Consider the following 26,683-nt stretch of genomic DNA (forward strand, 5'->3'; position numbering starts at 1 on the left):
ATCAACAATCGCTTGAAGCTCATCAAACGCTCTGGCTACGGGTTCAGAAATTTTGAGCGATTCAAATTACGCTGCCTCATTAGCTGGCATTTTCCTACTGCAACTGCATAATCAACCCGGTAGAGCCTAAGCTTTTCAGGAATGAGTAGCTATTCTTGAAATCATTTGTTTTAGAAACATATATAAGAGGAAAACAATATGAAATATTTTCCAAAAGTCTATACAAGTAAATAAAAGCGGTTGTATGAGAACCTGAATTTGCATGCATAAAATAATGAGACATTTCAGAAAGAATGCCCTTGTAAAAATTTCTGTTATTAAATTTTGTTGTCTCTATATAGAGCGATAAATCTTCGTCTGAAACGCTTTCACCAATGAGCTTAGGAAATTTCTTTCCCCAGTTCTTAGGATAGCTCTTGAAATCCGAAACAAAATAATTTTGCCTTTGCTTAATGACTTTCCCTCGTGAAGAATGCTTTAAATTTGCAGATCCACTCAAAAGCCGTAAAATCAAAAGAATTTCGGCGTCCCTTTCTCCAGATATTCTAAGTGATTCCGGAATCTTTCCCAACTCAGCGCCACTGAAAATCTCGCTATATTCAAATGGTTGAAGCCTTATCATTTTATTAAACAGAGTTAAGATCAAGACTCATAGTAAATTAGGCAGTTATTTCTATAAAATACTCAAGCAATTCTTCTTCGTCTTTGTTAGAAAGATCTTCAAACTTATCTATGAACTCTCTAGACAGTTCTCTTCTATACTTGCCAAGATTCACCTTTGAGGCATTAATTGCAGAAAAGCCCTTTTCAAATAAATCCAAAGACTCTGCAACTTGATCCAGAGGGAGATTGTGAATATATTCATAAGAGCTTCTTATCCCGACAGAAAAACCAATTAGGTTGTTATTAACCTTAAGCCATTTCTTAATATCTCTGTTTTCGCAAAGATTATCAATTAGCCCTAAAATGTCTCTAAATTCTATAGAACTGCCTTTGATATCTGTATCAAGAATTCTTCCAACAAGAATCTGATCCATTTTTTCGTCTACAATTTTTGTATTGTCATTGTGGACATTGTGAGTTAAAAAGGCTAGATATGCTTTAGATATATCTCCCAAGTTAAAAGCACCTCGGACAATCTTCTCGGATCTTTCCTTCTCTGACTGGACATCAATATTTAAGTCATCAAAATCAAAGAGTTCCTGTGTTAAAATTTCAATTTGGTGCCTTGGTGTCATTGGTCTCTGGCCATTATTTAATGTAATCATTCTATAAAGAAGTTTGTCTTGCGATGGTGCAATAATCACACTAAAATAAAGCGGACGAGCGTCATTAAAAGTCTTTTCGGCTTGCGCAGAATTTAACGTATTAAGCCTCTGAATGCCATCAAGAATATATCCTTTTTTTAAGTTTGAATCTATGAATTCACGCAGGTGCCCTGCATCCCTAAATTGAGTACTATCTTTGTCAACAAAGGCTATGGTCAAAGGCGGCATCAAGCAACCTTCGAGGATATCTCTCTTTAGTCTTTGATAAAATTTCTGATCCTGGATCTTTCTTTGTGCAGAAAACCTATTTATCAAAGGATATAAATGCTGAAGTGCAGTTGAATAATTTGTTTTGCCATTTCCTACAAAACTATCAATCACTTCGTCTTTGGCGATATCAAAAATCTCTATATCAATCATGGTTGTATTTAAAGACTTGAGCCAATTTTTGAATGAAAAAACGATCAGCCAAACTAATTTTCATTCTAATCTATCGATTAAGTATAATCTCACAAACTCCTCAGCAGCATGAAAGTTAAGTGCTTTGAGGGCTTCTACAATCTCCACCACTGTCTCCGCAGTCGGATCGCGTTTGTCGTGGTACCAGCGGGAGACGCTACCTCGTTCTATGCCCATAGCTCCGGCAAGCTGGTTTTGGCTGATTCCGTAGGTGTCTAACACCTGCTTTAGTGCTTGGCTTGCTCTACCCATGCTCCAACTGTGTCAGAGAGTCATGGGTTCGTAAATGTTGCTTTTTGGATCACAAGCCTGAAATTGGTGATATGTTGTGATCCATTGAGCAACATAGGAGCCTTCCATGCCGCAAGCATTCATCCCCTCAACCCTGACCGACCCCGCATTACAAGTCACCATCGAGCCTGCCGCCGAGCCAGGACGGGAGGTGATTCGCATCTTGGTTATTGGCAGCGCCCACGGCGTAGAGCGCATCATCCACGAACTCTATCGCCTCGGCTTTGCCGAAGTACGCGAATGGAGCAAACCCCAGCCCACCGGGCGCATCAACGAAATCATGCGCGTGCTCACCCGCTACGTGCTGGTCGAGTAGCGCAACGCGGCGCAACGCAATCCCTGCTCTGCTCTAACTTCAGCGACCCCTTAGAATTGAGGGCTGAACCGCCAAGTTCTGGCTTGCCCCGCCAGATAATGGTTTAGCCCCATGCCCCAGGAGAACGTTTACCCATGGTTCAGCCCACCCCCAAAGCCATTGTGCTGCTCTCTGGTGGTCTCGACTCGGCTACCGCCGCCGCCCAGGCGATCGCCGATGGCTACGACCTCGTCGCGCTGTCGTTTAACTACGGCCAGCGGCACCAGCGTGAGCTAGAGGCGGCAAAGGTGGTGGCCAAGCACTTTGCGATCGCCGACCACCACTTTATTGATGTCAACCTGGCCCAGTGGGGCGCATCATCCCTCACCGACCTGGCCCAGCCATTACCGCAGAATGGCATCGAACCGGGCATTCCCTCCACCTACGTGCCAGGGCGCAATACGGTGTTTATTGCCCTGGCGCTGGCCCTGGCCGAAGCCAAGGGGGCCGAGGCAATCTACCTCGGCATCAACGCGGTAGATTATTCTGGCTATCCCGACTGTCGGCCCGAGTATTTGACCGCGTTTCAGCAGCTCGCCCAGCTCTCGTCTAAGGCGGGGCTAGAGGGCCACGCCCCCCAACTGGTCGCGCCCCTGGTGATGGATTCTAAGGTCGATATTGTGCGCCGGGCGATCGCGCTGGGGGTGCCCATCGAGCAAACTTGGTCGTGCTACCAGGGCGGTGCAGCCCCCTGCGGGCGCTGTGATTCTTGCCGCATTCGCGATCGCGCCCTAGTAGAGGCAGGCTATCCCGCTCTCGCTACTTCTGGCAGCTAGAGATGGTGCCAAGACGGCGGCAAAGTCAGGAGCGATCGCCCGTGCAAGTTCTGTGCAAGTGTTTGAGCCTGTTTTCCCGCTGGCCATCATCTTCTAGTTTGCCAACGGTGACTCTAGGGGAATGTGGCACAGTGTAATAAGCTGCATGACAGCCGCTGCCCCCAAACCAGGGGCACGCCCTGTTGACCCCTCTGCACCCCCACCTATGCCCTGGCCCCGAATCATTAGCGGAATAGTTGCCATTGTGGTCGCCCTGGCCATGATTTTGCTGGGGGGTTGGTACTTTACCCTGGGCTTCGGGGTGCTGATCTTGTTGGGACAGCTCGAAATTTTTGCCCTGGTCAAAGCCAAAGGCATCTTGCCAGCGGCCAAAACCACCCTAGTAGTGAGCCAGCTACTGCTGATTGCCGCTCACCTGTCGCCGCCCTTGGCCGATGCCCTGCTGCCGCTCAGCGGCACATTTATCTGCTTCTATCTGCTGTTTCAGCCCCAGGTGGCCACCATTGCCGACGTGGCGGCCTCTATTTTGGGGTTGTTTTACGGTGGCTACCTGCCCAGCTTTTGGGTGCGCCTGCGCGACCTAGGCGACACCGCCACCACCCTTCCCCTGGGCGGCTTTTGGCCCAACTCCTGGCCCCCCGCCCTAGACGCGTTGCCCTACGGCCTCGTCGTCACCCTGCTGGCCTTTGCCTGCATTTGGGCCTCAGACATTGGAGCCTACACCGCTGGAAAAATGATTGGCCGCACACCGCTGTCTAACATTAGCCCCAAGAAAACCGTAGAGGGGGCCGCCTTTGGCATGCTGGGCAGTATGGTGGTGGCCCTGGTGGGCAGCTACTGGCTACAGTGGCCCCTCTGGCCCGCCACCGGAGCCGCCCTAGGGCTAATGGTGGGCACCTCTAGCCTGCTGGGCGACCTGACCGAATCGCTGATGAAAAGAGATGCCGGGGTCAAAGACTCTGGAGCCCTAATCCCCGGCCACGGCGGCATTCTAGACCGCACCGACAGCTATGTGTTTACGGGGGCGCTGGTGTACTTTTTCGTCACCCTGCTGCTGCCCCTGCTGCCGGCGAGTTAGCGCCCGCGCTGCTCCCAAAAGTTCAGCTCTTGGCGAATGCGATCGCGATCTTCCACACTGGCGAACCGCAGCTGATGGCGCAGTTCCCCAATCACCTGACGACGCTGGCTAGCCGGTTGCTTATCCATAACTTCCCTTCAAAAACTGTAGCTATAACTACAGTTTAGAGAATGGAGTTCCGGATTCTACCGCCCATTACAAATCTTTGAATGGTCAGCCAAAGCCAACATTTGCTTGAGCAGGTGAAGTTTGAGTTAAAACAGCCCAAACTTCAGGATTCAAGCCTATTGGGCATTTTTCGTTCTTCCCTCTTCTATTTTCGTTCTTGTGCTGCATCGTTTAATACACGCTGACCGTGCCAGAAGTTTTCGGGTCAGGCAGCTGCGTAGTAATCAGCGCCGCCGCCAGCACAAACAGGCTTGACACCCACAGACACCCCACCAGCCCAAACCACTGGTAAAACAGCCCCGAGGTAATCGTCCCCAGCAGCCGCCCGCCCGAGTTGGCCATATAGTAAAAGCCCACATTGAGGCTCACGTCCTTGTCTTCGGTGTAGGCCAGCACCAGATACGAGTGCACCGCCGAGTTAAAGGCAAACACCACGCCAAACACAATCAGCCCACCGGTTACGGCGATGTCGCCCCGCACCCCAGCCATTAGGGCGATCGCAATCAAAGCCGGAATCACCGTCAAAATCGAGGTCCAAAACAAAATCGTCTTAGCCTTGGGCACCACCTTGCCGGTGCTGTCTTTGCGCAACAGCTGCGGGGCCAAAAACTGCACCATGCCATAGCCAATCACCCAAACGGCCATATAGGTGCCCACCTGCATGAACCGCCAGCCCAGCACTTCGTACAAAAACACCGGCAGCGCCACCACAAACCACACATCCCGCGAACCAAACAAAAAGAACCGCGCCGCCGACAGCACGTTGATCTCTCTGCTTTTAGAAAACAGCTGTTTGAAGGGCACCTTCTGGCCGATTTTACCCATGCCCGCGGGCAGCAGTGCCCCCGATAGCAAAATTACCCCCAGCACCGCCGCCTGCATCAGCAGCGCCGAGCGAAAGCCCACCCCCTCTAGCAGGGCTGCTCCGACAAAGAAGCCCACCCCCTTCAGCGCGTTCTTTGACCCCGTCAGCACCGCCACCCATTTGAACAGCCGAGACGCTGCCTCCTTGGGCACCACCAGCCGAATGGCGCTTTTAGAACTCATTTTGGTCAGGTCTTTGGCAATGCCCGAGAAGGCCTGGGCCACCATCACAAAGCCCACCTGCACCGGCACCAGCCAGTCTGGGTTCAAAAAGCTCAGCATGATCAGGGCAAAAATTTGCAGGGCAATGCCGCCGTAGAGGGTCTGCCGAATGCCCACCTGGGAACCAATCCAGCCGCCGAAGAAGTTGGTTACCACGCCAAAAATTTCATAGAAGAGAAACAGCGTGGCAATCTCAAGCGGGGTGTAGCCCAACACGTGAAAGTGCAGCAGCACCATCATGCGTAGGGCACCGTCGGTAATGGTGAAGCCCCAGTAAGCGGCGGTGATGATGGCGTAGTTACGCAGACTTTCGGGTTTGAAGGTGGAGGGGGGCATGGGGGTGGGTGGATGGGAGGCGAGTGGATAGGTGGGTGAGGAGATGAGGAAGGTGAGGGGATGAGGCGAGCTGTAGGGTGGGCACTGCCCACCATTTGGAGAAAACGCTTTCTGAACTATCTCCTCAAGGGGCTGGATCTACAGGCTCTGCGCCACCTTGCGGGCCAGCTCGGCCATGCGGCAGGAGTAGCCCCACTCGTTGTCGTACCAGGCAAGAATTTTTACCTGGGTGTCATCCACAACCATGGTGGAGAGGGCGTCAATAATCGAGGAGCGGGGATCGTCTTTGTAGTCAACTGAAACTAAAGGCCTGGTTTCGTAGCCCAGAATTCCGTGCAGGGGGCCATCGGCGGCGGCTTTGAGGAGAGCATTGACTTCCTCAACGGTGGTGGGGCGATCGCACTCAAACACGCAGTCGGTCAGGGAGGCATTCAGCAGCGGTACTCGCACCGCCAAACCATTCAGCTTGCCCGCCAGTTCGGGGTAGATGAGTGCGATCGCCGTCGCCGACCCTGTAGTAGTTGGAATTAGCGACATGCCCGTAGCCCTGGCCCGGCGCAGGTCTTTGTGGGGGGCATCCACAATCGTTTGAGTGTTGGTGTGGTTGTGGATGGTGGTGATCACCCCATGGCGAATGCCCAGCCCTTCGTGGATGACTTTGACCACGGGGGCCAGGCAGTTGGTGGTGCAGGAAGCGGCAGTGAGCAGGTGGTGCTCTGCCGGGTTATACAGGTGGTCGTTAATGCCGTAGACCACATTGAGCGCGCCCTCTTTGACCGGGGCGGCGACGATGACTTTTTTCACGCCGTGGTCGTAGTAGGGGGCAAGGGATTCTACGGTGCGGAACTTGCCGGAGCACTCCAGCACCAGATCTACTTCGTAGTTGGCCCAGGGCACTTCGCCGGGGGATGTGCCACTGCTGAAGCTGAGGGGAGTGCCGTCGATAGTGACTTTTTCGCTACCTACGGCTTCTACGTCGTGATTCCAACGTCCGTGGACGGAGTCAAACTTGAGCAGGTGCGCCGCTGCCGCTGCGCCACCCTTGATCTCGTTGATGTGCACAAACTCCAGTTCAGGAAAGGCCCAGCCCGCCCGCAGCACCAGCCGCCCAATGCGACCAAATCCGTTTACAGCGACCTTCACCATTTTCAAAACCTCTGCAGCACACAGCGATATATACACAAGCAACTAGCGGTAGCGCGTTGCCCACAGGCTTATTTCAAAAAAGATTGATGCTTTATTATTTCAAGAAAAATTGATATGTCAAGTTGTGCAGGCTACATCTCTCTGGATGGAGTCTCAAGCCCGGTGCTGCTTCGTCGGCGCACTAGGGTGGCTGGCAAGTACGGTAAACTGTAGCCACATCTGTTTTAAATTACGGCGGGTGTCTAGATGGTGCAGGCCACAGCGCAACCCCTCAGTTTTGAAGACTTTATCGACCAATACCCCAGCGATGGCGGTCGCTACGAGCTGATTGAAGGCGAGGTAGTTGAGGTGCGGCCCACAGGTGCCCATGAAGACATTGGTGGATTCATCGCTCTGAAGCTAGGCGTGCTGATCGATCTAGCCACTTTACCGCTGACGATTCCTCGTACCTGTGTAGTGAAGCCATCGCGTCCCAATGCAGGCTATATCCCCGATGTGGCCGTGCTCGATCGCACCAAACTCCAGCACGAACCATTGTGGGAAAAGTCGTCCACCGTCGGCAACGGTGCCACGATCAAGCTGGTAGTAGAAGTGGTCAGCACCAACTGGCGCGACGACTACGGCCTCAAACTGGCCGACTACGAGGCCATGGGCATCGCTGAATACTGGATTGTGGATTTTCGCGCCCTGGGGGCGGCGCGGGTGATCGGCCAGCCCAAGCAGCCTACGATCACGCTTTGCACCTTGGGGGCCGATGGCTATCAACTAGAGCGATTTACAGGAAATGATCTCCTGGTTTCACCGACCTTCAAAGAGCTGAGGCTGACAGCACAGGATATTTTTAGGGCGGGCGCAGGTTAGCTAGTCGGCAAAGAAACCGAGTTTCTTCTGCGAAATGCATGAGCTTACTGATGGTTTCCAAAAAGAAATCCGGTTTCAGTTGCACCCTACACTGGCTCATGGCCATAGCCGCCGCCCCCTGGCGTGGCAATCTGAATGCAGTCTCCAGGCCCAACGGCCACCGTGGCCTGCCCTGATAAAACCTCCACCTGGCCATCGGCGCAAATCACCCGATTCTCGCCCACCTGACCTGGTTGCCCTCCGGCCAGGCCAAAGGGTGGCACTAGCCGATGGTTGGAGAGAATCGCCGCCGTCATCGGCTCGCGAAATTCCACGGTGCGCACAATGCCGTTGCCGCCAGCGTATTCTCCCGCCCCGCCGCTGCCCGGTTGAATGGCGAACTCCCGCAGCAGCACCGGAAAGCGCCACTCCAGCACCTCGGGGTCGGTGAGCCGCGAGTTGGTCATGTGGGTGTGCACCGCATCAGTGCCGGGGAAGCCGGGGCCAGCCCCAGAGCCACCGCAGATGGTTTCGTAGTACTGGTGGCGCTCATTGCCGAAGGTGAAGTTGTTCATAGTGCCCTGGGAAGCGGCGATCGCCCCCAACGCCCCATACAAGGCATCCGTCACCGCCTGCGACACCTCCACATTGCCCGCCACCACCGCTGCCGGGTACTGCGGGTTTAGCATCGACCCGGCTGGAATAGCAATTTCCAATGGTTTGAGACAGCCCGCATTGAGGGGAATGTCATCATCCACCAGGGTTCTAAACACGTACAGCACCGCCGCTTTGCATACGGCTGATGGCGCGTTGAAATTGCTGGGTTGTTGGGACGATGTTCCAGAAAAGTCAATTTTGGCGCGGCGTCCCTCGCGGTTTATCGTGACCTGCACCGCAATCTGGCTACCGTCATCCATCGGGTAGGTGAACTGCCCGTTTTGGAGGCGATCGATCACTCGCCGTACGCATTCCTCGGCGTTGTCTTGCACATGCTGCATGTAGGTCTGCACCGTGTCGAGACCGTAGTGATTGACCAGCTTTTGCAGCTCTTGCACCCCCTTCTCGTTCGCTGCGATCTGGGCCTGCAAATCGGCCACATTTTGCGTCGAATTGCGCACAGGATAAGGGGCCGTCGTCAGAATTTCTAGCAGTTCAGCTTCCAGAAAACGCCCCTGATCCACCAACTGCACATTGTCGAGCAGCACGCCCTCCTCTTCAATTGAGGTGCTGTTAGCAGGCATCGAGCCAGGGGTAATGCCGCCGATGTCGGCGTGGTGTCCGCGAGAAGCAACGTAGAATTTTGGATTTTGGATTTTGGATTTTGGATTTTCTTCCGGCCCTGACCGGGTGGGGTAGGGGTGGGTTTCTTCTAAAAATACGGGTGTGATAACGGTGATATCCGGTAAGTGGGTGCCGCCGTTGTAGGGGTTGTTTTGTAGGTAGACATCGCCGGGTTTGAGGTCAGCCCCCCTGGCTTCGATCAAACTGCGCACGCTTTCGCCCATTGACCCCAGGTGCACGGGAATGTGGGGCGCATTGGCCACAAGCTGCCCCTGCTGGTCAAACAGCGCGCAGGAAAAATCGAGCCGCTCTTTGATGTTGACCGAGTAGCTGGTGTTTTGCAGCGTAATCCCCATTTCTTCGGCTACGGCGCGAAAGAGGTTGTTGAAGATTTCGAGCAGTACAGGATCTGGCAGTTTTGAATTTTGGATTTTAGATTTTGGATTGGCTTCTGTCCTTTGTCGTTTGCCTTTTGCCTTCAAAATTAGGTGGCCTTTTGTGGTTAGCGTGGCGTTCCAACCGGGTTCGACGACGTTGGTGCCGGTGGGTTCAATGATCAAGGCGGGGCCTGCGATCGCATCCCCAGGGCACAAATCCTCGCGGTGGTAAACAGGCGTCTCGTGCCATGCATCGGCGGTGTAGACGGGGACGGTAGTTTTAGGAATAAGGGGTTGGGTGCGGGCTTTGTGAATATCGGGTTCGTCGGGGCTGTGGGTGTGACCAATCACCTCGACAGCAGCGGTATCGACGATCAGACGCTTATTGTCTTGGGCGAAGCCGTAGCGCTGGCGGTGCAGGGCGGTGAACTGCGATCGCATCGCCTCCACTCCGGCGAAATCCACCGCCAGCACAGAATCTGTGCCTTCGTACTTCAGCAGCAGTTGGGGCAAAACCTGGGGCAATTTTAGATTTTGGATTTTGGATTTTGGCTCGTCCTCGGCTGTGAGAGGCGGGGGTGGGTCTATCAAAGATTCTGGATTGGCGATCGCAAACCCCTGCTGCTGCAATTCCTCCAGTCCTTTTGCCGCTAGAGATTCCACTACCTGCTGAATCTGCGGCAGAGTGTCTGTTCTGAGGGGTAACTCAACGGACTGCTCATTCAGCGACCTGACATCTGCCAGGCCCATGCCGTAGGCCGACAGCACCCCTGCGTAGGGATGCAGAAATACCTCGGTCATGCCCAGGGCATCGGCAATCAAGCAGGCGTGCTGGCCCCCGGCCCCGCCAAAGCTGCACAACACGTAGTCTGAAACGTCGTAGCCCCGCTGTACGGAAATCTTTTTGATGGCGTTGGCCATTTTTTCCACCGCAATGGTGAGAAATCCGGCAGCGACCTGCTCAGGGCGGCGAGCATCCCCAGTGGCCGCGCGAATTTTCTCCGCCAGGGCCAGAAATTGCTCGCGCACCACCGTTGCATCCAGCGGCAGATCGCCCCCCGGCCCAAACACGTGAGGAAAGAACTCGGGCTGGAGCTTGCCCACCATCACGTTGCAGTCGGTCACCGCCAGCGGCCCGCCGTGACGGTAGCAGGCCGGCCCCGGGTAGGCCCCCGCCGACTCTGGCCCCACCCGGTAGCGGCTACCATCAAAGCCCACAATCGAGCCGCCCCCCGCTGCCACGGTGTGAATCGCCATCATTGGTGCCCGCAGCCGCACCCCCGCCACCTCGGTTTCAAAGGTGCGCTCGTACTCGCCTCTGTAGTGGGAGACATCGGTGCTGGTGCCGCCCATGTCGAAACCGATCATGCGATCGTACCCGGCCTGACGGCTGGTCTGCACCGCGCCGACAACGCCCCCGGCAGGCCCCGAGAGAATGCTGTCTTTGCCCTGGAAAAAGGCTGCATCCGTTAGGCCGCCGTTGGACTGCATGAACATGAGGCGGGTAGAAGCAGGATGGGGAGATGGGGAGATGGGGAGATGGAGGGTTTGACGGTTGGCAGCGTCCATACCCTCCTGGGAGGGGGAGGGGTGGGTCTGCAATAGTGCCGCCACTCGATCCACATACCGCCGCAGAATGGGTGATAAATATGCATCCACCACCGTTGTATCGCCTCGGCTGACCAGTTTGATCAGCGGGCTGACCTGGTGGGAGATTGAAACTTGGCTAAAACCGACCTGGCGAGCCAGTTCCCCCAGGCGCAGCTCATGGGCGGGGTAGCGATAGCCGTGCATGAGGACGATCGCACAGGCCCGAATTCCGCTATCGTAGGCTCGCTGAAGTTCCTGCATCAGTCGTTCTTCTTCCTCTGCACTTAAAGGAACCAGTACCTCCCCCTGGGCGCTGAGGCGTTCGTTCACCTCGATCGCCCGTTCGTAGAGCATCTCAGGCAGCTCGATGTGGCGGGCAAAGATATTGGGGCGGTTTTGGTAGCCGATGCGCAGGGCATCGCGGAATCCCTTCGTTGTTAGGAGCAGGACGCGATCGCCCTTCCGCTCCAGCAGCGCATTGGTGGCTACGGTCGTGCCCATCTTCACCGCCTCAATCGCCTCAGTGGGGATTGCCTCATCCACTCCTAGGCCCAGCAGGTCGCGAATGCCCTGGATGGGGGCATCACTGTAGCGATCGGGGTTTTCTGACAGCAGCTTATGGACGATAATTTGCCCATCGGGGCGGCGGGCCACCATGTCGGTAAAGGTGCCGCCGCGATCGATCCAAAATTGCCAGCGCGAGTTGGGCAAGGGCGGTGGGGTCATAGCATGAAGGAGTGGGAAACTTGAGAGAAGCCTAAGCCTTCATTGTGAACTACCGCTAAACTCGGCGAGCAGGCAGTTGTCGTTGGCGGCCCCCGATGCCAGACTCGTGGCAATGGGGATAAGCCTTCTACACTAGGATTTTTGATAATTCGCTATTTGAGCTAGACCCTATGGATATTCAATCTAAAATCTATGTCGCTGGCTCCCGTGGGCTGGTGGGCAGCGCTCTGGTGAGAACCCTCAAAGCCCAGGGCTATGAAAACTTACTGCTGCGCTCTAGCCAAGACCTCGATCTGCGTAGCCAGACCGCCGTGGATGAGTTCTTCGCCCAAGAAAAGCCAGACTACGTGTTTCTGGCGGCGGCCAAGGTGGGCGGTATCCATGCCAACAACACCTACCGGGCCGAATTTCTCTACGACAATCTGATGATTGAGGCCAACATTATCCACAGCGCCTACCGCCACGGGGCGCAAAAGCTGCTGTTTTTGGGGTCTTCCTGCATTTACCCCAAGCTGTGCCCCCAGCCGATGAAAGAAGACTATCTGCTGACCGGGTTTCTGGAGCAAACCAATGAACCCTATGCGATCGCCAAAATTGCTGGCCTCAAGCTCTGCGAAAACTACTGCCGCCAGTATGGGGTCAACTTTATTTCGGCCATGCCCACCAACCTCTACGGCCTCAACGACAACTTTGACTTTGCCAATTCCCACGTGCTGCCCGCGCTGATGCGCAAGTTCCACGAGGCCAAGGTCAACGGCGACCCCACCGTCACCGTGTGGGGCACCGGCACCCCCCTGCGCGAGTTTCTCTATGTGGATGACCTGGCCGATGCCCTGGTGTTTTTAATGAACACCTACAACAATGTAGATTTCGTCAACGTTGGCACCGGGCAAGAGGTTTCAATTAAAGAACTGGCTCTCACCATGAAGGCCGTAGTCGGCTACGAAGGTGAGTTGGTGTTCGACACCACTAAGCCCGACGGCACCCCCCGCAAGCTGCTGGATGTGTCGCGCCTCAATGGGGCGGGCTGGCAGGCCAAAACCGACCTCAAAACCGGCATTGAGCACACCTACGCCTGGTTTTTGCAGAGCTACGACTCGCTGCGGGGTCGCGAAGCCGCCTAATCACGGTTCCCCACAGAACATTTTTCCACAGAAAAAATAAGGGCTAAGGTTCAAGGGTTTACCCCAGGTCTTAGCCCCTGCGATCGCCGTGCCAATGTGCTGAACCTGTATCCTCGGTTGTGAAGACTATTAAACCGGGTTACATTTGCCGCTGCGAATTAGCCCTACTCGGCGCGCGATCGCTTCATCCTGAGTAGCGTAAGGCCCCCACATGGGTCGCCGATCCTTTAGCTGCTCGCGGCTAACGTTTTCAGCAGACAGCACCTCACAGTTTCCAGCTTCGCCCTGAACTATGTACCATCCTTCGTTTCTTTCTGGCATCGCCACGCTCCTCAACCACACGGGTGCTAACCTATTAAACTCGGTTTTGCTCCAAGTGGCCGGTAGAAGTTAGTAACAAAAGCGGCCGTTGCTGTTAGCTCGGGTGTGTCCTTCACCCTTGCGCATGGCTCCAATCAGGGTGGAAACCACCACACAGCGGTGAGTCTGTTTGTTGTCTGACATGGCCACCGTAACGGTGCCAAGCTGGCCTTTTACATTGCCATGCATATCAAACTTGGCATAGTGAATGGTGCCTGTTTTGACCAGAGTGTTATCTATATTGGACAACACCACGCCCTCTACCAGCGGTTGCCAAACGGTGACCTGGGCGGGCAGGGTCGATTCAGGATGGCTAGCCCACTCAATACGGCCGTTACGTTCGCGAATACTGAAGCGGCGATCGTGGCGCAGCTGCATAGCGTCGGCCTGGGTGGCCCGTAGCGCTTGGTACACCATGTCTTGGGTAACGTTGATTTTGCGCTGCTGCAAAAATCCAAGCCATGAAGGGGCGGCGATCGCCGCCAGCAGCCCCATAATTACCACCACAATCAATCCTTCAATCAGCGTAAACCCAGCAGCATTAGCCTGAACGTAGAGCGGTCTGCGCGATCGCCGCAAAAGCTGCGCCATAGTTTTAAATGCCCAAAGCCTGATGAGATCAAAGTTGCCCACCGGGCTTTGGGCACAGGCGACAGCCGGGCCACCATCGGCCATTGTGCCGAGCTATGTCTGAGAACGCTGACACATGGCCTAAGCGCCGCAAAGTCGGTAAGCTGACAAAGGTATTAAGGAGATTTTGCCCGTGGATGTAAGAGCTGCCGTTGCCCATGGCCCAGGCCAACCCCTGACTGTCGAAACCATTCAGCTCGAAGGGCCCCGCGAGGGTGAAGTACTGGTCGAAATCAAAGCCACCGGCATTTGCCACACCGATGCCTACACACTTTCTGGCAAAGATCCCGAAGGGTTGTTTCCGGCAGTCTTAGGTCACGAGGGGGCTGGGGTGGTGGCCGAAGTCGGCCCTGGCGTCACCAGTCTCAAGCCGGGCGATCACGTCATTCCGCTATATGTGCCTGAGTGCCGTCAGTGCGAATACTGCCTCAGCTTTAAGACCAACCTCTGCCAGGCCATTCGCCTCACCCAGGGGCGGGGGCTCATGCCCGACGGCAGCAGCCGATTTTCCCGCGACGGCAAGCCGCTGTTTCACTACATGGGTACCTCTACCTTTGCCAACTACACCGTAGTCCCCGAGATTGCTCTGGCCAAAATTCGTTCCGATGCCCCCTTTGAAAAGGTCTGCTACATCGGCTGCGGCGTCACCACCGGCCTGGGCGCGGTGATTAACACCGCCAAGGTGGAACCGGGGGCCAATGTGGTGGTGTTTGGCCTAGGCGGCATTGGCCTCAACGTGCTTCAGGGCTGCCGCATGGTGGGGGCGAACAAAATTATCGGCGTTGACATCAACCCCAATCGGCGAGAATTAGCTGAGAAATTTGGCATGACCCACTTCGTTAACCCTAAGGAAGTCGAGGGCGATTTAGTAGCCCATCTGGTGGAGCTAACGGGCGGCGGGGCCGACTACAGCTTTGAGTGCGTGGGCAATGTGAATCTAATGCGCCAGGCGCTGGAGTGCTGCCACAAGGGCTGGGGAGTCAGCGTCATTGTAGGTGTGGCCGCCGCTGGCGAAGAAATCAGCACTCGCCCCTTTCAGCTGGTCACCGGGCGCGAGTGGAAGGGCACGGCCTTTGGCGGGGCCAGGGGCCGCACGGACGTACCCAAGATTGTGGACTGGTATATGGACGGCAAAATCAACATTGACGACCTGATCACCCATGTCATGCCGCTGGATGAGATCAACACCGCCTTCGACCTGATGCACCGGGGCGAAAGCATCCGCAGCGTGGTGACGTTTTAGGCATTCCTAAGATGTTTTTTGGACAGTTGGAACGGCTATCCCACAAATTCAGGGCAACTACCTGCTTCCCTCTTGTGGGATAGGCATCCTGCCTGTTCCAGCAGCTAGATCTTTCTCGGACAGCCGGGACGGCTATCCCACAAATCCTTTGCTCCCTAACCCTATGACCCTGACCCTCGAAAAACAACATGCCTGCTTTGGCGGCACGGTGGGCTACTACAGCCACCCCTCTGACGCCTGTAACTGCGAGATGCGCTTTGCGGTGTTTGTGCCACCCCAGGCCCAGGCTGGCCCGGTGCCGGTGCTGCTTTACCTGTCAGGGTTGACCTGCACAGAAGACAATTTCACCTCAAAGGCTGGGGCACAGCGCTACGCTGCCGAGCATGGCCTGATGCTGGTAGCCCCTGACACCAGCCCACGCGGCGAAGGAGTCCCCGATGAAGATGCTTGGGACTTTGGTACCGGGGCGGGGTTCTACGTAGATGCTACGGAAGCGCCCTGGAGCAAGCACTACTCTATGTACAGCTATGTGGTGCAGGAGCTTCCGGAGCTGGTTGCCCAGGAGTTTGCGGTGCGGCGCGATCGCATGGGCATTTTTGGCCACTCTATGGGCGGCCACGGGGCGCTGGTGTGCGGCCTGCGCAATCCCGACCTGTTCAAATCGATCTCGGCCTTTGCGCCGATCGCCGCCCCCTCCCAATGTCCCTGGGGTCAGAAAGCATTTTCGGGCTATTTAGGGGCAGATTCTAATCGCTGGAAAGCCTACGACGCGACGGAGTTGGTGAAAGATCACGCCCAGCCCAATCGCACCATTTTGATCGATCAAGGCACCGCCGATAATTTTCTGGCGCAGAACCAGCTGCTGCCCGACGTTTTTGCAACGGCATGCAAAGAGGCCGGGCAACCCCTAGTTTTACGCATGCAGCCAGGGTACGATCACAGCTACTTTTTTATGGCGTCCTTTATGGCTGACCATCTGCACCACCATGCCGATGTGTTGACAAAAGGCTAGGCTAGGGAAGATTGTCACAGCCGACGTTTCGCGTTATCAGGAGACCCCGCTATGGTGAGATTTTGTATTGCCGCTCTACTAATAATGCTGGCATGGCTGACCCCAGGGGCAGCCTGGGCTAGTTCGTCATCTCCACTACTGGCTCAAACTACCGTAGTTGAAGTAGCTGAAGTGGATGCCAATGCGCCCATCAGCGACGCCGACATTGACACCTTTGCCAAGGTCTATCAGCAGGTGCAAACCCTGCGCCTCCAGGCCGAGCAGGAGATGGCCAAGGCCGTAGAAGATGAGGGGCTGACGATTGAGCGGTTTAATGCGATCGCAGCAACTCAGCTCGACGGCGCTGCCGACAGCCCCGACGACATGGCTAAAATTGCAGAAAAAGCCAAAATTTCTAAAAAAGAAGACAAAAAGTTTAAAGCGGCCGTAGACCGCATTATCGCCATTCGCCAGAGCACCGAAGGCGATATGGAAAAAGCCATTGAGGCCGACGGGCTCTCGGTCGATACGTTCAACAGCATTTTGGAGCGCTCCGCCGACGATACTGCCCTCCAGCGGCAGATCAGCGATGCGATCGTGAAGCAAACCCTGGCCAATGTTGAGCCTGCTTCCTAGCCGAAAACACGGCTAACCAAACCCTTAAGAGTAGTTATCTCAGGTTTTATGAGGTTATGTGAACCCGCCCCCAGGCTCTGGGTGAATGGGGGCACAATGGGCCACAGAAGCCGATCTGTGCTTACTCTTGAGGGTTTTTGTAATGGTGCCTTTCTTTAAAACCGCCCCTGCGGAAACCGATACGGAGACCAAGATTCTCAAAGCAGCTCTGAAGCTGTTTGCCAAGCACGGCTATGGGGGTACGACCACCCGCGAGCTGGCCCAGAGCGCTGGGGTAGCCGAGGGCACGCTGTTTCGCCATTTTGAGAATAAAAAAGCGATTCTAGTGGCGGTGGCCAGCCAGGGATGGGTCGAAATTCTCACCGACCTGCTGACCGAGCTGAGCGAAATGGCCAGCTACAAGGCGATCGGCCAGGTAATGCAGCGGCGCATGCTCAATCTGCAAAAGAACTCGGCCCTAATGCGCGTCTGCTTCATGGAAGCCCAGTTTCACCCCGAGCTGCGGGAGCAAATTCAAACCGAAGTGATCGGCAAAATGATCGACGTAGCCGAGGCCTTCTTTCAAACCGCCATGGATCGCGGCGTCTACCGCCCGATGAACGCCCGCATGGTGGCCCGCGTCTTTTTGGGCATGTTCACCGTGGCCGGGTTTAGCCAAGACACCCTCGGCGACGAAGCCGCCTCACCCCAGGCAATGAAAGACCTGGCGGAGTGTTTGACGGATATTTTCTTGAATGGGGTGCTGGCGTAGAAGGAGGTGGGGAAGATGAGGGGATGGGGGAGATGAGGAAGACGGGACAAAGAGCAGCAAGAGACCTCCTCATCCTCCTTACCTTCCTCATCTCCCTCACTCCCCCTACCGCCGCCCCTGCCCAAACAAAATCGCCTTGGCCTCGTCGCTCATGGTGGCTTCGCTGCGGAGGGATTCGGCGATCGCATAGGCCTGCTCTACCGCTGGCCGGGCTTTGATCGCCTCAAACCAACGCTTCAGGTTAGGGAAGTCGTCCAGGTTTTGCTGCTGGGCTTCGTAGGGCACAATCCAGGGATAGCAGGCCATATCGGCGATGGAGTAGTCGCCCGCGATGAAGTCTTTGCCCTCAAGCTGCTGATCTAGAACGCCGTAGAGGCGCTCGGTTTCTTTGACGTAGCGGTTGATGGCGTAGGGAATTTTTTCGGGGGCGTAGTTGCTGAAGTGGTGGTTTTGGCCCAGCATTGGCCCCAGGCCGCCCATCTGCCAAAAGAGCCACTGCATGACGTTGGCGCGATCGCGCACCCTCTCGGGCAAGAACTGGCCAATCTTCTCGGCCAAATACTGCAAAATTGCCCCTGACTCAAACAGGCTTAGGGGTTCGCCGCCATCAGCAGGCTCGTGATCGACAATGGCGGGTATGCGGTTGTTGGGGGCGATCGCCAGAAAGTCAGGGTTAAACTGGTCGCCCTTGCCGATGTTGATCGGCTTGAGAGTGTAGTCTACATCAGCCTCTTCGAGAAAGATGGTGATTTTGTGGCCGTTGGGGGTGGTCCAGTAGTAGAGGTCAATCATGGCAAGCATCCTTAGGGGCAAAGCAAGGGAGCAGACCAAAATAGCCTAACCAAGCCCGCCGCTATTGTGGAAAATTTAGTACAATTGAACTATTAAGCGGCAGCAAGCATGGTGTTGAAAACCGCAACTTAGAGAAAACGCGGTGGTGTTGGTTCAAAATCCTAACCTGCAAAATGTTGAAGCGCTTGGAGTTGCACAGGACGCAACATTTCTTTCGATTTTGTTCCCATCTGAATCTCCATCTGGCCTTAGAATCAAGCGATAATTTCGGACTCGCCCCCGATCCGCACCGGCCCCCAGGGCCAGCCCACCGCCCCAGAGGATGACTCGTTATGGCCATTATTGCCCTCAAAGCCTGGTATCTCGAAGCCTACGAGCCGGTGCGCGAGCTAGAGCAGCGCCCCCACGACCTGCGGCTGAGCAAAAATAGCCTGCTGAAGTCGGCGCTGCGGGCCGATTTTTTAGACGACAGCGCCGACGTTAAAGAGTCGGCCTGGTTTCAGCGCTACCTCGATGGCGAAACGGTGGAGTTTTATATCGAGGGCAGCGGCGGCTACGGCATCGCCAACATCGATCTGATCAGCCACGAAATCTACTTTACCAAGCTGGACGTGATGGCCCACCTGGAGCCAATCGTCTACTTCTGCTACCAGCAGGAGTACAGCGAGTCGGCGGAAGCCCTGCACCAGGCGCTTACCGATGCGATCGCAAGCTTTAACAAAAAGTCTCGTGTCGCCCTCACCCTAGAGGTGTCCCACCGGCTCAGCGACGGCCCGGCCCGACTCAACAGCGCCCTCACCCGCAAAATTCGCAAGTCGCTGCTGTTTGTGGCCGACGGCACCCCGATCGCAGCGGTGGAGGGCAACACCACTCTGCTGGTGCCCAGCCCCCACGTGTGTGTGGAGATGGGCTACGCCCTCCAGGCCAAGCCCGCCGAGCAAATTTTGCTGGCCCAGATGGAGCGAGCCGACATAGCTGGTCAGTATCCCTTTGACCTGCCCGCCCAAAACCGGCTGACCTTTAAGACCAAGACCGACATCGCTAAGCAGATTCCTAAAGCCCTAGAGCAGCATTTATCTCGCTTTAATCTTTGGGCTTAGCGGCATCCTTAAGATGGCACTTGTAAAAGGTTGGGTTTGGGGCGTTCGCGAAGCGTCCCCTTTTGGGAATCGCCCATCAGGGCCGGTCTCTGACAATCGCGCGGACACTGGTGCCTAAGACTGTGAGGTGAATCACGGTACCGATTGAGTGCTGTGCCCTAAAGTAAGAAAACCTTAGCCCCCAACCCCGCCCTCTCTCCAGGAAGCCCCATGCTAGACGCCCCCGATCTGCTCAGACTGCTGCACCCGTTTCTGGCCGTTACGGTGGTAATGCCGCTAATTGGCGTTGCCGTTTATTTTGCGGTGCAGACCCGCCAGCGGCGTTTAGCCGTGGCCGACAAAACTAAAACCACCATTTCTCCAGTGGTGGGCAAAGAGCATGTGCGGGTTGGGCAATGGCTGGCCGGGGCGGTAGTGAGTTTGGTGCTCTTGGGTCTAGCCCACCCCATCTTCAAGACCCTTCTACGGGAAAATGCTTGGGCCGAAGACCCGTTTCGAGGGGTGTTTGTGGTGGCCATGTATATTTTTACTTTAGCGGCTCTGGTGCTGCTGTACCGCTCAAGCAGCCGCGTCTGGCGCGGTACCTTTGCGACGCTGACTGGCATGGGGCTTTGGCTGTTGGGTATGCAGCCGGGGGTGTTTCGGCGCGGCTACGAATGGCAGGTGTCGCACTTTTACTTGGGCATGGCGGCGGCGATGCTGATGATTTTTGCCCTGGCTACCCTGCCCGAAATCTACAAGTCAAAGCGCTGGCGGCTGACCCACGCTGCGCTCAACACCGTGGCGGTGCTGCTGTTTATCAGCCAGGGCGTGACCGGCGTGCGCGATCTGCTCGAAATTCCGCTGCACTGGCAAGAGCCCTTTATCTACCAGTGCGATTTTGAGAATAAGACTTGCTGAGGGTGGCGATCGCCCCATGGCCAAAAGCTTATTCGTGCTAGAGCAGGCTTTCAGCAAAAGAGGTTAACAGAGAAGAACTGATCGAGCTCCTGATTTTTGGCTTTAAGGGCAAGTTCCATTTGTTTGCGATCGCTAATATCGCTGATGGTGCCAATCGCCCGCAGAGGCTCACCGGTTTCGGTCCATTCGACTACTTTGCCCCGGTCAAGCACCCACTTGTAGCCACCATCTTTGCAGCATATTCTGTACTCATCTCGATAAATTGGGGTTTCGCCGTTGAGATGGCGCTGCAAGATGGCGTAGCATTGCTCTAAATCGTCGGGGTGGACTCGGCTACTCCACTCGTCTAAACTGTTGCCAATCTCATCTTCGCCATAGCCCAGCATGGCTTTCCACTGGCGCGACAAAAAGAGGGCGTTGGTCTGGAGGTTCCAATCCCAAACGCCGTCGCCTGGGCCTTCTAGGGCAAATTGACACCTAGCTTCGCTGGCCCGCAGGTCGGCTTCGGCTTGTTTGCGATCGCTAATGTCTGCCGCCACGTAGGAAAAGCGAGGCCGCTGACTGTCACCGAGACCGATATACGACACCACCACCGACAGCCAAGTCGTCGTGGTATCTGTGGTGTGGGCATAGTCAAACTGTACTGGCTGTCCCAAAGTTTGACTCTGGCGGTAATGGACAACCCAAGCCTGGATATGGTCTGGAGCCACGCCGAGCTCGCTGGCCCACCGCCCCTCTAGCGCCTCGACGGTCGTGTTAAAAAAAGTGGCTGTGCCTTGGTTGTCGGAGACATGCAGAATGTCATGGTCTGACAGTTCCACCACCCCCATCATCAGCGGCGATGAATTGTAGAAACTCTGGAGAGTGGCGGTCTGCTCTTGCAGGGCACGCTGGGCCTGCCGCTGGGCGGTAATGTCTCTGGCTATTTTAGAGGCCCCAATCACCAGGCCGGTTTCGTTCTGCACGGGGGAAATGGTCAGCGCCACCTCCACCAGGCGACCATCTTTACACTGGCGCTGGGTTTCGTAGGTTTCCATGCTTTGGCCATGGTGCAGGTGCTGGCAAATCAGGGCTTCCTCGGCCTGGCGCTCGGGTGGAATAATTAGAGTGATGGGCTGTCCGATCGCCTCGGCGGCACTGTAGCCAAACAAATGTTCGGCAGCTCGGTTTCAACTGGTAATTATGCCCTCAGGGGTTTTGCTAATGATGGCATCCTGGGATGATTCGACAATGGCCGCTAGCTGAAGCCGCTGATCGCGGCTTTGGCGCAGGGCTCGTTCGGCCTGGGCCTCTAAACTGGCCTTGGCGGCTTGCAGTTGCGCCACCAGTTCGGCCTGCTGAATAGCAATGCCCACATGGATAGCAAGCTGTTGCAGACTGGCGATTTCTTCAGGCTGCCAGTCTCGGGGTGCGGTGCAGCTATGGGCAATCAGCAAGCCCCATAGCTGCGACTCGCACAGCACCGGCACCACCAGGTTGGACTTGATTTGAAACCCCGCCAAAAACTCGGCATAGCACGGGCTGAGGTTAGCGGTAGAGACATCGGCGATCGCCCGCGCCTGCCGCTCGTCGTAGGGTTTTAGCCAGCTAGCCTCAAAGCGAGCATCACGGACGGTTTGACCCAAAATTGACCATTGCGGATCTGGCACCGCCTCAACCACGACCTGGCCGCTCTTATCTGCGGCAAACTGGTAGAGCAGGGCGCGATCGCAGCCCAGGAGCTGCTGCACGGCATCAACCGTAGTTTGCCAAATCGTGGCCAGATCGAGAGACTGGCGAATTGTAGGGCGATGTCTGCGATCGCGTGATTGCCATGGCAGGGCTGTATAGGGCTACGGAGGCTATTGGTATCAGTCGATTCTCTGCCGTTGATGCCTAACATCCCAAGTGTCCCCAACGCTGATGCGACAAAGCGAGTCGCGCCGATCCGTCCAGCTTTGTATTATTTTTATAAATCCCGTCCTCAACAGAAAAGTGCTCTCGTGAGGGAATCTTAACCGTTAGGCCCTAAATACAGATGCCCAAGAGAATGCTCAGCCAGACTTCATGGCTCTCAGCCTAGGTCTTGATGTTGTCCCAGCCGGGCGCGCCACCGATGAGGCCAAAATGGCTTAATTCACAGCGTCAAGACGCTGCAAAACACAGAAAAAACCTGAGAAGAAACCCATGACTTTCTAATGCTCTTATGCTTTACGCAAGATACATTTCGCAATTAAAGACTTATTTTTTTAGACTGAGATAATTTGTGGTGCTTAAAATCTCAATTTTTATGACAAATTATTGCTTGAATGTTTCAGCTTTTATTGACTCAGTTTGGGTAGCTTAAGGAAGGGCCTATAATAAAATTGGCTCTATGTTCTGATAATAAATAATAACACCATTTAAACAACAATTGCATTGTAGAAATCCTGATAAATTTTGATATAGCCTTTGGCTCTGCCATTAAGAATAATCTATAGAGATGTCTGGGTATACAACCTGAGGCAAGGCTATGAAAGCGCTTTTTATAGAAGCCAGCTCCGAAAAATGTTTAGCTCTTTCTAGCTATCTTGCCAATGGCCGGTGGCCAGGAGCTTACCGTATTACAACGTCTGCTGCTTCGCCAGATGAGCTGGAGACCTATGATCTGGCTGTGCTAGATGCAGCTATAGCTCGCCCTAGAGCTATGCAGTGGATCGATCAACTAAACGAGAATGGGGTGCCCATCCTAATAAAGGCCCTGCCTGACGACGAAGTTGTTGCGTTAGACCTCTTGAAGCAAGGAGCCCACGATTATGTCATGGAGCTTTCGGGCCATTCGTTTGGGATACTAGCTCATAAAGCTCAGCAGTTAGTCAAATTTTGCCAAAGCCAGCGGGCGGATGAATTTGAACTCCTAGTCAAGCATTTGCCCACGGGAATTGTTGTCCATGGGCCAGAATCTTACATTCTGACCTGTAACTCAAAGGCCGCTGAGCTACTTGGGTTAACCCAAGACCAAATGCAAGGGAAGTCAGCTTTAGATCCGGCATGGCATTTCTTTTGGGAGGACGGCAGTCCCTTGCTACTGGAGGAATACCCCGTCAATCAGGTAATTGCGAACCAAAAACCGATTGATCATTTCGTGGCTGGTGTCTACCGACCGGCGGTCGGAAACCATGTCTGGCTTTTAGTTAACGCTTACCCCTTTTTTGACCACGATCAGATCCTTGAAAAGGTCGTCGTCACGTTTGTTGATATTAGCGCTCAAAAACAGGCGCAGCTGAATTTGAAACTCAGTCAGCAGCGCTACGAATCCTTGGCCCAGGCCGCCCCGGTTGGTATATTTCAGACTGACCCTGAGGGTAACTGCACTTACGTCAACGATCGCTGGTCAGCGATCGCTGGCTTGTCTTTTGATAGTGCCCAGGGGCAAGGGTGGATGGCCGGTCTGCACCCTGACGATCGGGCTGCTGTTGCCACAGAGTGGTATGAGGCGGCTCAGCATAAACGGCCTTTTAGCCTGGAATACAGGTTTCAAATTGCGACAGGAGCCATCACTTGGGTCTATGGCCAGGCCGTCGCAGAAAGAGACGACCAGGGCATAATCACGGGCTATGTAGGTACCGTTACTGATATTACCGATCGCCATTTGGCCGAAGAAAAACTGCGAGAAAATGAGGCCCGGTATCGACTGCTATTCCAGGAAGCCAACGATATCGTGCTGATTCATCCGTTGGGCACCGCCGCTCAGCCCGGACAGTACTTTACCGATGTCAATGAGATCACCTGTCGATTGCTGGGTTACTCGCGCGATGAGCTGCGGCAAATGACTCCCCTAGACTTAATCCCCGCTGAAGAAATGGCCGAAGTTGTTCCAGAAATGGAGGTGCTAACGGAAACAGGGCAGCTGTTATTTGAGAAGACCTTAGTTGCTAAAGATGGCACCCATATTCCGGTTGAGCTACATGCCCATGTGTTTGATTGGCAAGGAGAGCCAACCGTACTATCTATAGCGCGAAATATTCAGGAGCGTAAGACGGCCCAAGCTGAGCTAGAGGAGCGAGAACGGCTGTTTCGCAGCACCTTTGAACAGGCCGCCGTCGGCATTGCTCATGTTTCTCCGACCGGTCACTTTACTCGACTAAACCAGCGGTTTTGCACCATTCTCAACTATCCCCATGCCGAACTGATCACCCTCGCTTTTCCAGACATCACCCATCCAGACGATTTACAGGTTGATGCGAGCCAGGTGAATCGACTACTGGCAGGTGAAGATAACACCTATTCAGTAGAGAAACGCTACATCCGCAAAGACGGCACGATCATCTGGGTTAATCTCACCGTAGCCCTCGTGCGAGATCACGCCGGAGAACCAGACTACTTTATTGCTGTCATTAAAGACATTAGCGATCGCAAAGCCGATCAAGAGCGCCTCAGATTGGCGTTGATGGCTGCCAACCAAGGAATTTATGATCTAAACCTGAAGACGGATCGGGTCACTGTAGAGCCAGAGTATGCGCTGATGCTGGGCTACGAGCCCAATATTTTCTCCGAAACCGTGAGTTCTTGGCGAGAGCGCGTGCATCCAGAAGATCGCGCTGCTGCCGCTGCCGCGTATCAGGCCTACGCCCAGGGTGAAACGCAGCAGTACCGGAGTGAATTTCGGCTGCGCACCCAACAAGGTACCTGGAAGTGGGTATTGTCTATCGGCAAGTTTGTGGAATGGGACGCGGCCAACCAGCCCGTGCGATTGCTAGGCACCCATACCGATATTGATGAGCACAAACGGACAGAAATTGCCCTGGGAAACAGTGAAGCCCGGTTTCGCCAGACCTTTGCACACATGGGAGTGGGGATGTGTGTCTGCAATCTTGAAGGCGTTTTTGTGCGCGTCAATCAGCGCTTTTGCGAAATTACGGGCTATACCGCTCCAGAGTTCGTGGGCATGTCGTTTGTTGACATTACCCACGCCGACGATTTGGCAGATGACCTGGCCCAGAAGGGGCATCTGTTGCAGGGGCAGCAGAACAGCTACACCCTAGAAAAACGCTACATCCGCAAAGACCAGACCGTCATTTGGGTAAATTTAACAATGTCGCTCTTGAGAACTGCCGACGGTGAGGCTCAGCAGTTTCTGGGTGCGATCGAAGACATTACCGCGCGCAAACTTGCCGAAGCGGAGTTGCAGACTTTAAACCGTTCGCTAGAAGTTCGGGTCGCTGAGCGCACCCAAGCCTTGGCCAACGCCAATGCCAGCCTCTATGTTCAGGCTGAAACTCTGCATCAAACCAATCAGCTGCTGACGCTGGTCATGGACAGCATTCCCCAGCGCATTTTCTGGAAAGATCGCAATTTTGTGCTGCTGGGCTGTAACCGTCGCTTTGCTCAAGATCTGGGGCTGACAATCGAATCGGCCATTGGCAAGAGGAATCTCGAATTTTTAGCGACACCCGATGAAACCACTTTTTATAACAGCTGCGATCGCCAGGTGATGGATTCGGGAGAAGCCAGCCTGCACACGATTGAAACGCGGCGGCGCAGCGATGGGCTGGTGGTGCATCTCGATACGAGCAGGGTGCCGCTGCGCAACAGTGAGGAGCAGGTGATTGGGCTACTGGGCTGCTACGAAGACATTACCCAGCGGCGGCGACTAGAGGCCAACGTTCAGCGGCAGCTGCAAAAAGAGCAGGTGCTGTCGGCGTTGGTGCAGCAAATGAGGCGAACTCTAGACGTGCAAGAGACCTTTCGCCTGGCGGTAAATCAGGTTCGTCCCCTGCTGGGGATTGACCGGGTTTTGGTCTATGTGCTCAACCCCGATCGCTCGGGCCGGGTAATCGCTGAATCGGTAGCGCCTCGGTGTCCGTCGTTGCTGGGGCGCTCGTTTCCGCCCACAACGATTTCACCTGAGTGCTTTCAAAACTATGCCAGCGGAAAGGTTTACTCGGTTGCCGATGCCAAACGGGGCGACTTGCCCAGCTGTATTGCCCTATTTTCAAAAGATATTCAAGTGCGCGCTAAGGTGCTGATGCCCATTGTCGAGCATGGGTCTGATCAAGTTTGGGGGTTGTTAATTGGGCACCAGTGCGATCGCCCCCACAGCTGGCAACCCTGGGAGCTGGAGTTTTTACGGCAGCTCAGCCAGCATTTAGCGATCGCAGTGCGGCAAATTCATCTGTATGACCAGCTCCAGCAAGAGCTGCACCAGCGGCAGCAGGCGGAACAAGCGCTCCGAGCCAGTGAAGCCCGCCTGCAGGCGGTCACAGACTCGGTGAATGCCTGTATCGCTTACTTAGGATCGTGGATTGAATAAGGTGTAATACTGCGGGTTGGGCTCCTAAGCTAGAGAGGTAGCGAGAGGAGCGGATAGATGATCACCCCCTACCCTGCCCCAATTGAAGCTCAAATGCAACGGTACTAT

General features: G+C 54.9%; 24 protein-coding genes and 2 pseudogenes. 14 read left to right on the forward strand and 12 right to left on the reverse strand.

Annotated elements, in window-relative coordinates; all coding sequences use genetic code 11:
- Positions 1-111: transposase (locus tag VB780_RS30655; RefSeq protein WP_323351313.1), on the forward strand; the 111-nt coding region annotated here is incomplete at its 5' end.
- Here VB780_RS30655 and VB780_RS30660 read toward each other — a convergent pair.
- Genes VB780_RS30660 through VB780_RS30670 form a run of 3 tightly spaced genes read right to left on the reverse strand, consistent with a single transcriptional unit; the run spans position 95 to position 1,979 of the window.
- Complete coding sequence (locus tag VB780_RS30660) at positions 95-646, reverse strand: hypothetical protein (RefSeq protein ID WP_323354992.1); 552 nt, start codon at positions 644-646, stop codon at positions 95-97. The two genes, VB780_RS30655 and VB780_RS30660, sit on opposite strands and share 17 nt — an antisense overlap.
- Before the next feature lie 13 nt (positions 647-659).
- Entirely contained in the window at positions 660-1,688 is a 1,029-nt protein-coding gene (locus VB780_RS30665) for a hypothetical protein (protein WP_323354993.1), read from the reverse strand.
- A 60-nt stretch (positions 1,689-1,748) separates the two neighbouring features.
- The gene (locus VB780_RS30670; protein WP_323354994.1) at positions 1,749-1,979 is read right to left on the reverse strand and encodes a helix-turn-helix transcriptional regulator; all 231 of its coding nucleotides are present in this window, start codon (positions 1,977-1,979) and stop codon (positions 1,749-1,751) included.
- Positions 1,980-2,085: 106 nt separating this feature from the next.
- On the opposite strand from VB780_RS30670, the gene VB780_RS30675 reads away from it, so the two are divergent.
- The 3 genes from VB780_RS30675 (at position 2,086) to VB780_RS30685 (ending at position 4,227) form a co-directional block, all read left to right on the forward strand.
- On the forward strand, positions 2,086-2,334 hold the full coding sequence (locus tag VB780_RS30675; RefSeq protein ID WP_323354995.1) for a hypothetical protein: 249 nt from the start codon (positions 2,086-2,088) through the stop codon (positions 2,332-2,334).
- Positions 2,335-2,468: 134 nt separating this feature from the next.
- Positions 2,469-3,149 (forward strand): 7-cyano-7-deazaguanine synthase QueC, encoded by a 681-nt coding sequence (gene queC / locus VB780_RS30680; RefSeq protein WP_323354996.1) that lies wholly within the window; start codon positions 2,469-2,471, stop codon positions 3,147-3,149.
- 205 nt (positions 3,150-3,354) lie between these two features.
- Positions 3,355-4,227 (forward strand): phosphatidate cytidylyltransferase, encoded by an 873-nt coding sequence (locus VB780_RS30685; protein ID WP_323354997.1) that lies wholly within the window; start codon positions 3,355-3,357, stop codon positions 4,225-4,227.
- On the opposite strand, the gene VB780_RS30690 is transcribed toward VB780_RS30685, so the two are convergent.
- From VB780_RS30690 to VB780_RS30700, 3 genes are all read right to left on the reverse strand, one after another.
- Positions 4,224-4,355: a hypothetical protein gene (locus VB780_RS30690; protein WP_323354998.1), complete on the reverse strand. Its 132-nt coding sequence runs from the start codon at positions 4,353-4,355 to the stop codon at positions 4,224-4,226. The genes VB780_RS30685 and VB780_RS30690 overlap by 4 nt on opposite strands.
- A 211-nt stretch (positions 4,356-4,566) precedes the next feature.
- Positions 4,567-5,817: an organoarsenical effux MFS transporter ArsJ gene (arsJ, locus tag VB780_RS30695; RefSeq protein ID WP_323354999.1), complete on the reverse strand. Its 1,251-nt coding sequence runs from the start codon at positions 5,815-5,817 to the stop codon at positions 4,567-4,569.
- A gap of 138 nt (positions 5,818-5,955) precedes the next feature.
- Entirely contained in the window at positions 5,956-6,963 is a 1,008-nt protein-coding gene (locus VB780_RS30700) for an ArsJ-associated glyceraldehyde-3-phosphate dehydrogenase (protein WP_323355000.1), read from the reverse strand.
- Between the two features lie 246 nt (positions 6,964-7,209).
- Between VB780_RS30700 and VB780_RS30705 the strand changes: the two genes are divergently transcribed.
- Positions 7,210-7,824, forward strand: coding sequence for a Uma2 family endonuclease (locus VB780_RS30705; RefSeq protein ID WP_323355001.1), 615 nt, complete (start codon positions 7,210-7,212; stop codon positions 7,822-7,824).
- A gap of 86 nt (positions 7,825-7,910) precedes the next feature.
- On the opposite strand, the gene VB780_RS30710 is transcribed toward VB780_RS30705, so the two are convergent.
- Positions 7,911-11,777: a hydantoinase B/oxoprolinase family protein gene (locus VB780_RS30710; protein ID WP_323355002.1), complete on the reverse strand. Its 3,867-nt coding sequence runs from the start codon at positions 11,775-11,777 to the stop codon at positions 7,911-7,913.
- A gap of 170 nt (positions 11,778-11,947) precedes the next feature.
- Here VB780_RS30710 and fcl point away from each other — a divergent pair, with 170 nt between their 5' ends.
- Positions 11,948-12,901: a GDP-L-fucose synthase gene (gene fcl, locus VB780_RS30715; RefSeq protein ID WP_323355003.1), complete on the forward strand. Its 954-nt coding sequence runs from the start codon at positions 11,948-11,950 to the stop codon at positions 12,899-12,901.
- 390 nt (positions 12,902-13,291) lie between these two features.
- Here fcl and VB780_RS30720 read toward each other — a convergent pair whose 3' ends face one another.
- Entirely contained in the window at positions 13,292-13,852 is a 561-nt protein-coding gene (locus VB780_RS30720; RefSeq protein WP_323355004.1) for a type II secretion system protein, read from the reverse strand.
- A gap of 172 nt (positions 13,853-14,024) precedes the next feature.
- Between VB780_RS30720 and VB780_RS30725 the strand changes: the two genes are divergently transcribed.
- From VB780_RS30725 to VB780_RS30740, 4 genes are all read left to right on the forward strand, one after another.
- On the forward strand, positions 14,025-15,134 hold the full coding sequence (locus tag VB780_RS30725) for an S-(hydroxymethyl)glutathione dehydrogenase/class III alcohol dehydrogenase (protein ID WP_323355005.1): 1,110 nt from the start codon (positions 14,025-14,027) through the stop codon (positions 15,132-15,134).
- Positions 15,135-15,297: 163 nt separating this feature from the next.
- Positions 15,298-16,146 carry an S-formylglutathione hydrolase gene (gene fghA, locus VB780_RS30730; protein ID WP_323355006.1) on the forward strand — a complete coding sequence of 283 codons (849 nt, stop codon included), beginning with the start codon at positions 15,298-15,300 and terminating at the stop codon, positions 16,144-16,146.
- Positions 16,147-16,197: 51 nt separating this feature from the next.
- Positions 16,198-16,761, forward strand: a complete 564-nt coding sequence (locus tag VB780_RS30735) for a DUF4168 domain-containing protein (protein ID WP_323355007.1) — start codon at positions 16,198-16,200, stop codon at positions 16,759-16,761.
- 142 nt (positions 16,762-16,903) lie between these two features.
- Positions 16,904-17,512: a TetR/AcrR family transcriptional regulator gene (locus VB780_RS30740; protein ID WP_190524228.1), complete on the forward strand. Its 609-nt coding sequence runs from the start codon at positions 16,904-16,906 to the stop codon at positions 17,510-17,512.
- Positions 17,513-17,617: 105 nt separating this feature from the next.
- On the opposite strand, the gene VB780_RS30745 is transcribed toward VB780_RS30740, so the two are convergent.
- Entirely contained in the window at positions 17,618-18,304 is a 687-nt protein-coding gene (locus tag VB780_RS30745) for a glutathione binding-like protein (protein ID WP_323355008.1), read from the reverse strand.
- A gap of 332 nt (positions 18,305-18,636) precedes the next feature.
- Here VB780_RS30745 and VB780_RS30750 point away from each other — a divergent pair, with 332 nt between their 5' ends.
- Positions 18,637-19,404, forward strand: coding sequence for a hypothetical protein (locus VB780_RS30750; protein WP_323355009.1), 768 nt, complete (start codon positions 18,637-18,639; stop codon positions 19,402-19,404).
- Between the two features lie 210 nt (positions 19,405-19,614).
- Complete coding sequence (locus VB780_RS30755; protein ID WP_323355010.1) at positions 19,615-20,304, forward strand: DUF4079 domain-containing protein; 690 nt, start codon at positions 19,615-19,617, stop codon at positions 20,302-20,304.
- 50 nt (positions 20,305-20,354) lie between these two features.
- On the opposite strand, the gene VB780_RS30760 is transcribed toward VB780_RS30755, so the two are convergent.
- From VB780_RS30760 to VB780_RS30770, 3 genes and pseudogenes are all read right to left on the reverse strand, one after another.
- Positions 20,355-21,218, reverse strand: coding sequence for a PAS domain-containing protein (locus VB780_RS30760; protein ID WP_323355012.1), 864 nt, complete (start codon positions 21,216-21,218; stop codon positions 20,355-20,357).
- Positions 21,198-21,461, reverse strand: a pseudogene (locus VB780_RS30765) (PAS domain-containing protein); the annotation flags it as partial. The pseudogene VB780_RS30765 and the gene VB780_RS30760, both read right to left, overlap by 21 nt.
- Positions 21,462-21,473: 12 nt before the next feature.
- The gene (locus VB780_RS30770) at positions 21,474-22,124 is read right to left on the reverse strand and encodes a GAF domain-containing protein (RefSeq protein WP_323355013.1); all 651 of its coding nucleotides are present in this window, start codon (positions 22,122-22,124) and stop codon (positions 21,474-21,476) included.
- Between the two features lie 959 nt (positions 22,125-23,083).
- Here VB780_RS30770 and VB780_RS31580 point away from each other — a divergent pair.
- Both VB780_RS31580 and VB780_RS30775 read left to right on the forward strand, forming a co-directional pair.
- Positions 23,084-23,491, forward strand: a pseudogene (locus VB780_RS31580) (PAS domain S-box protein); the annotation flags it as partial.
- A 60-nt stretch (positions 23,492-23,551) separates the two neighbouring features.
- Positions 23,552-26,575 carry a PAS domain S-box protein gene (locus VB780_RS30775; protein WP_323355011.1) on the forward strand — a complete coding sequence of 1,008 codons (3,024 nt, stop codon included), beginning with the start codon at positions 23,552-23,554 and terminating at the stop codon, positions 26,573-26,575.
- The last annotated feature ends 108 nt before the right edge of the window (positions 26,576-26,683 follow it).

The sequence above is a fragment of the Leptolyngbya sp. CCNP1308 genome (genome assembly GCF_034932455.1).
In the GTDB taxonomy this organism is placed as follows: Bacteria; Cyanobacteriota; Cyanobacteriia; order Phormidesmidales; family Phormidesmidaceae; genus Nodosilinea.

Coding starts and splice junctions, on each gene's coding strand:
- VB780_RS30665 (WP_323354993.1), bottom strand. CDS start 1,688: ATGATTGATATAGAGATTTTTGATATCGCCAAAGACGAAGTGATTGAT.
- VB780_RS30670 (WP_323354994.1), bottom strand. CDS start 1,979: ATGGGTAGAGCAAGCCAAGCACTAAAGCAGGTGTTAGACACCTACGGA.
- VB780_RS30675 (WP_323354995.1), top strand. CDS start 2,086: ATGCCGCAAGCATTCATCCCCTCAACCCTGACCGACCCCGCATTACAA.
- queC (WP_323354996.1), top strand. CDS start 2,469: ATGGTTCAGCCCACCCCCAAAGCCATTGTGCTGCTCTCTGGTGGTCTC.
- VB780_RS30685 (WP_323354997.1), top strand. CDS start 3,355: ATGCCCTGGCCCCGAATCATTAGCGGAATAGTTGCCATTGTGGTCGCC.
- VB780_RS30690 (WP_323354998.1), bottom strand. CDS start 4,355: ATGGATAAGCAACCGGCTAGCCAGCGTCGTCAGGTGATTGGGGAACTG.
- arsJ (WP_323354999.1), bottom strand. CDS start 5,817: ATGCCCCCCTCCACCTTCAAACCCGAAAGTCTGCGTAACTACGCCATC.
- VB780_RS30700 (WP_323355000.1), bottom strand. CDS start 6,963: ATGGTGAAGGTCGCTGTAAACGGATTTGGTCGCATTGGGCGGCTGGTG.
- VB780_RS30705 (WP_323355001.1), top strand. CDS start 7,210: ATGGTGCAGGCCACAGCGCAACCCCTCAGTTTTGAAGACTTTATCGAC.
- VB780_RS30710 (WP_323355002.1), bottom strand. CDS start 11,777: ATGACCCCACCGCCCTTGCCCAACTCGCGCTGGCAATTTTGGATCGAT.
- fcl (WP_323355003.1), top strand. CDS start 11,948: ATGGATATTCAATCTAAAATCTATGTCGCTGGCTCCCGTGGGCTGGTG.
- VB780_RS30720 (WP_323355004.1), bottom strand. CDS start 13,852: ATGGCGCAGCTTTTGCGGCGATCGCGCAGACCGCTCTACGTTCAGGCT.
- fghA (WP_323355006.1), top strand. CDS start 15,298: ATGACCCTGACCCTCGAAAAACAACATGCCTGCTTTGGCGGCACGGTG.
- VB780_RS30735 (WP_323355007.1), top strand. CDS start 16,198: ATGGTGAGATTTTGTATTGCCGCTCTACTAATAATGCTGGCATGGCTG.
- VB780_RS30740 (WP_190524228.1), top strand. CDS start 16,904: ATGGTGCCTTTCTTTAAAACCGCCCCTGCGGAAACCGATACGGAGACC.
- VB780_RS30745 (WP_323355008.1), bottom strand. CDS start 18,304: ATGATTGACCTCTACTACTGGACCACCCCCAACGGCCACAAAATCACC.
- VB780_RS30750 (WP_323355009.1), top strand. CDS start 18,637: ATGGCCATTATTGCCCTCAAAGCCTGGTATCTCGAAGCCTACGAGCCG.
- VB780_RS30755 (WP_323355010.1), top strand. CDS start 19,615: ATGCTAGACGCCCCCGATCTGCTCAGACTGCTGCACCCGTTTCTGGCC.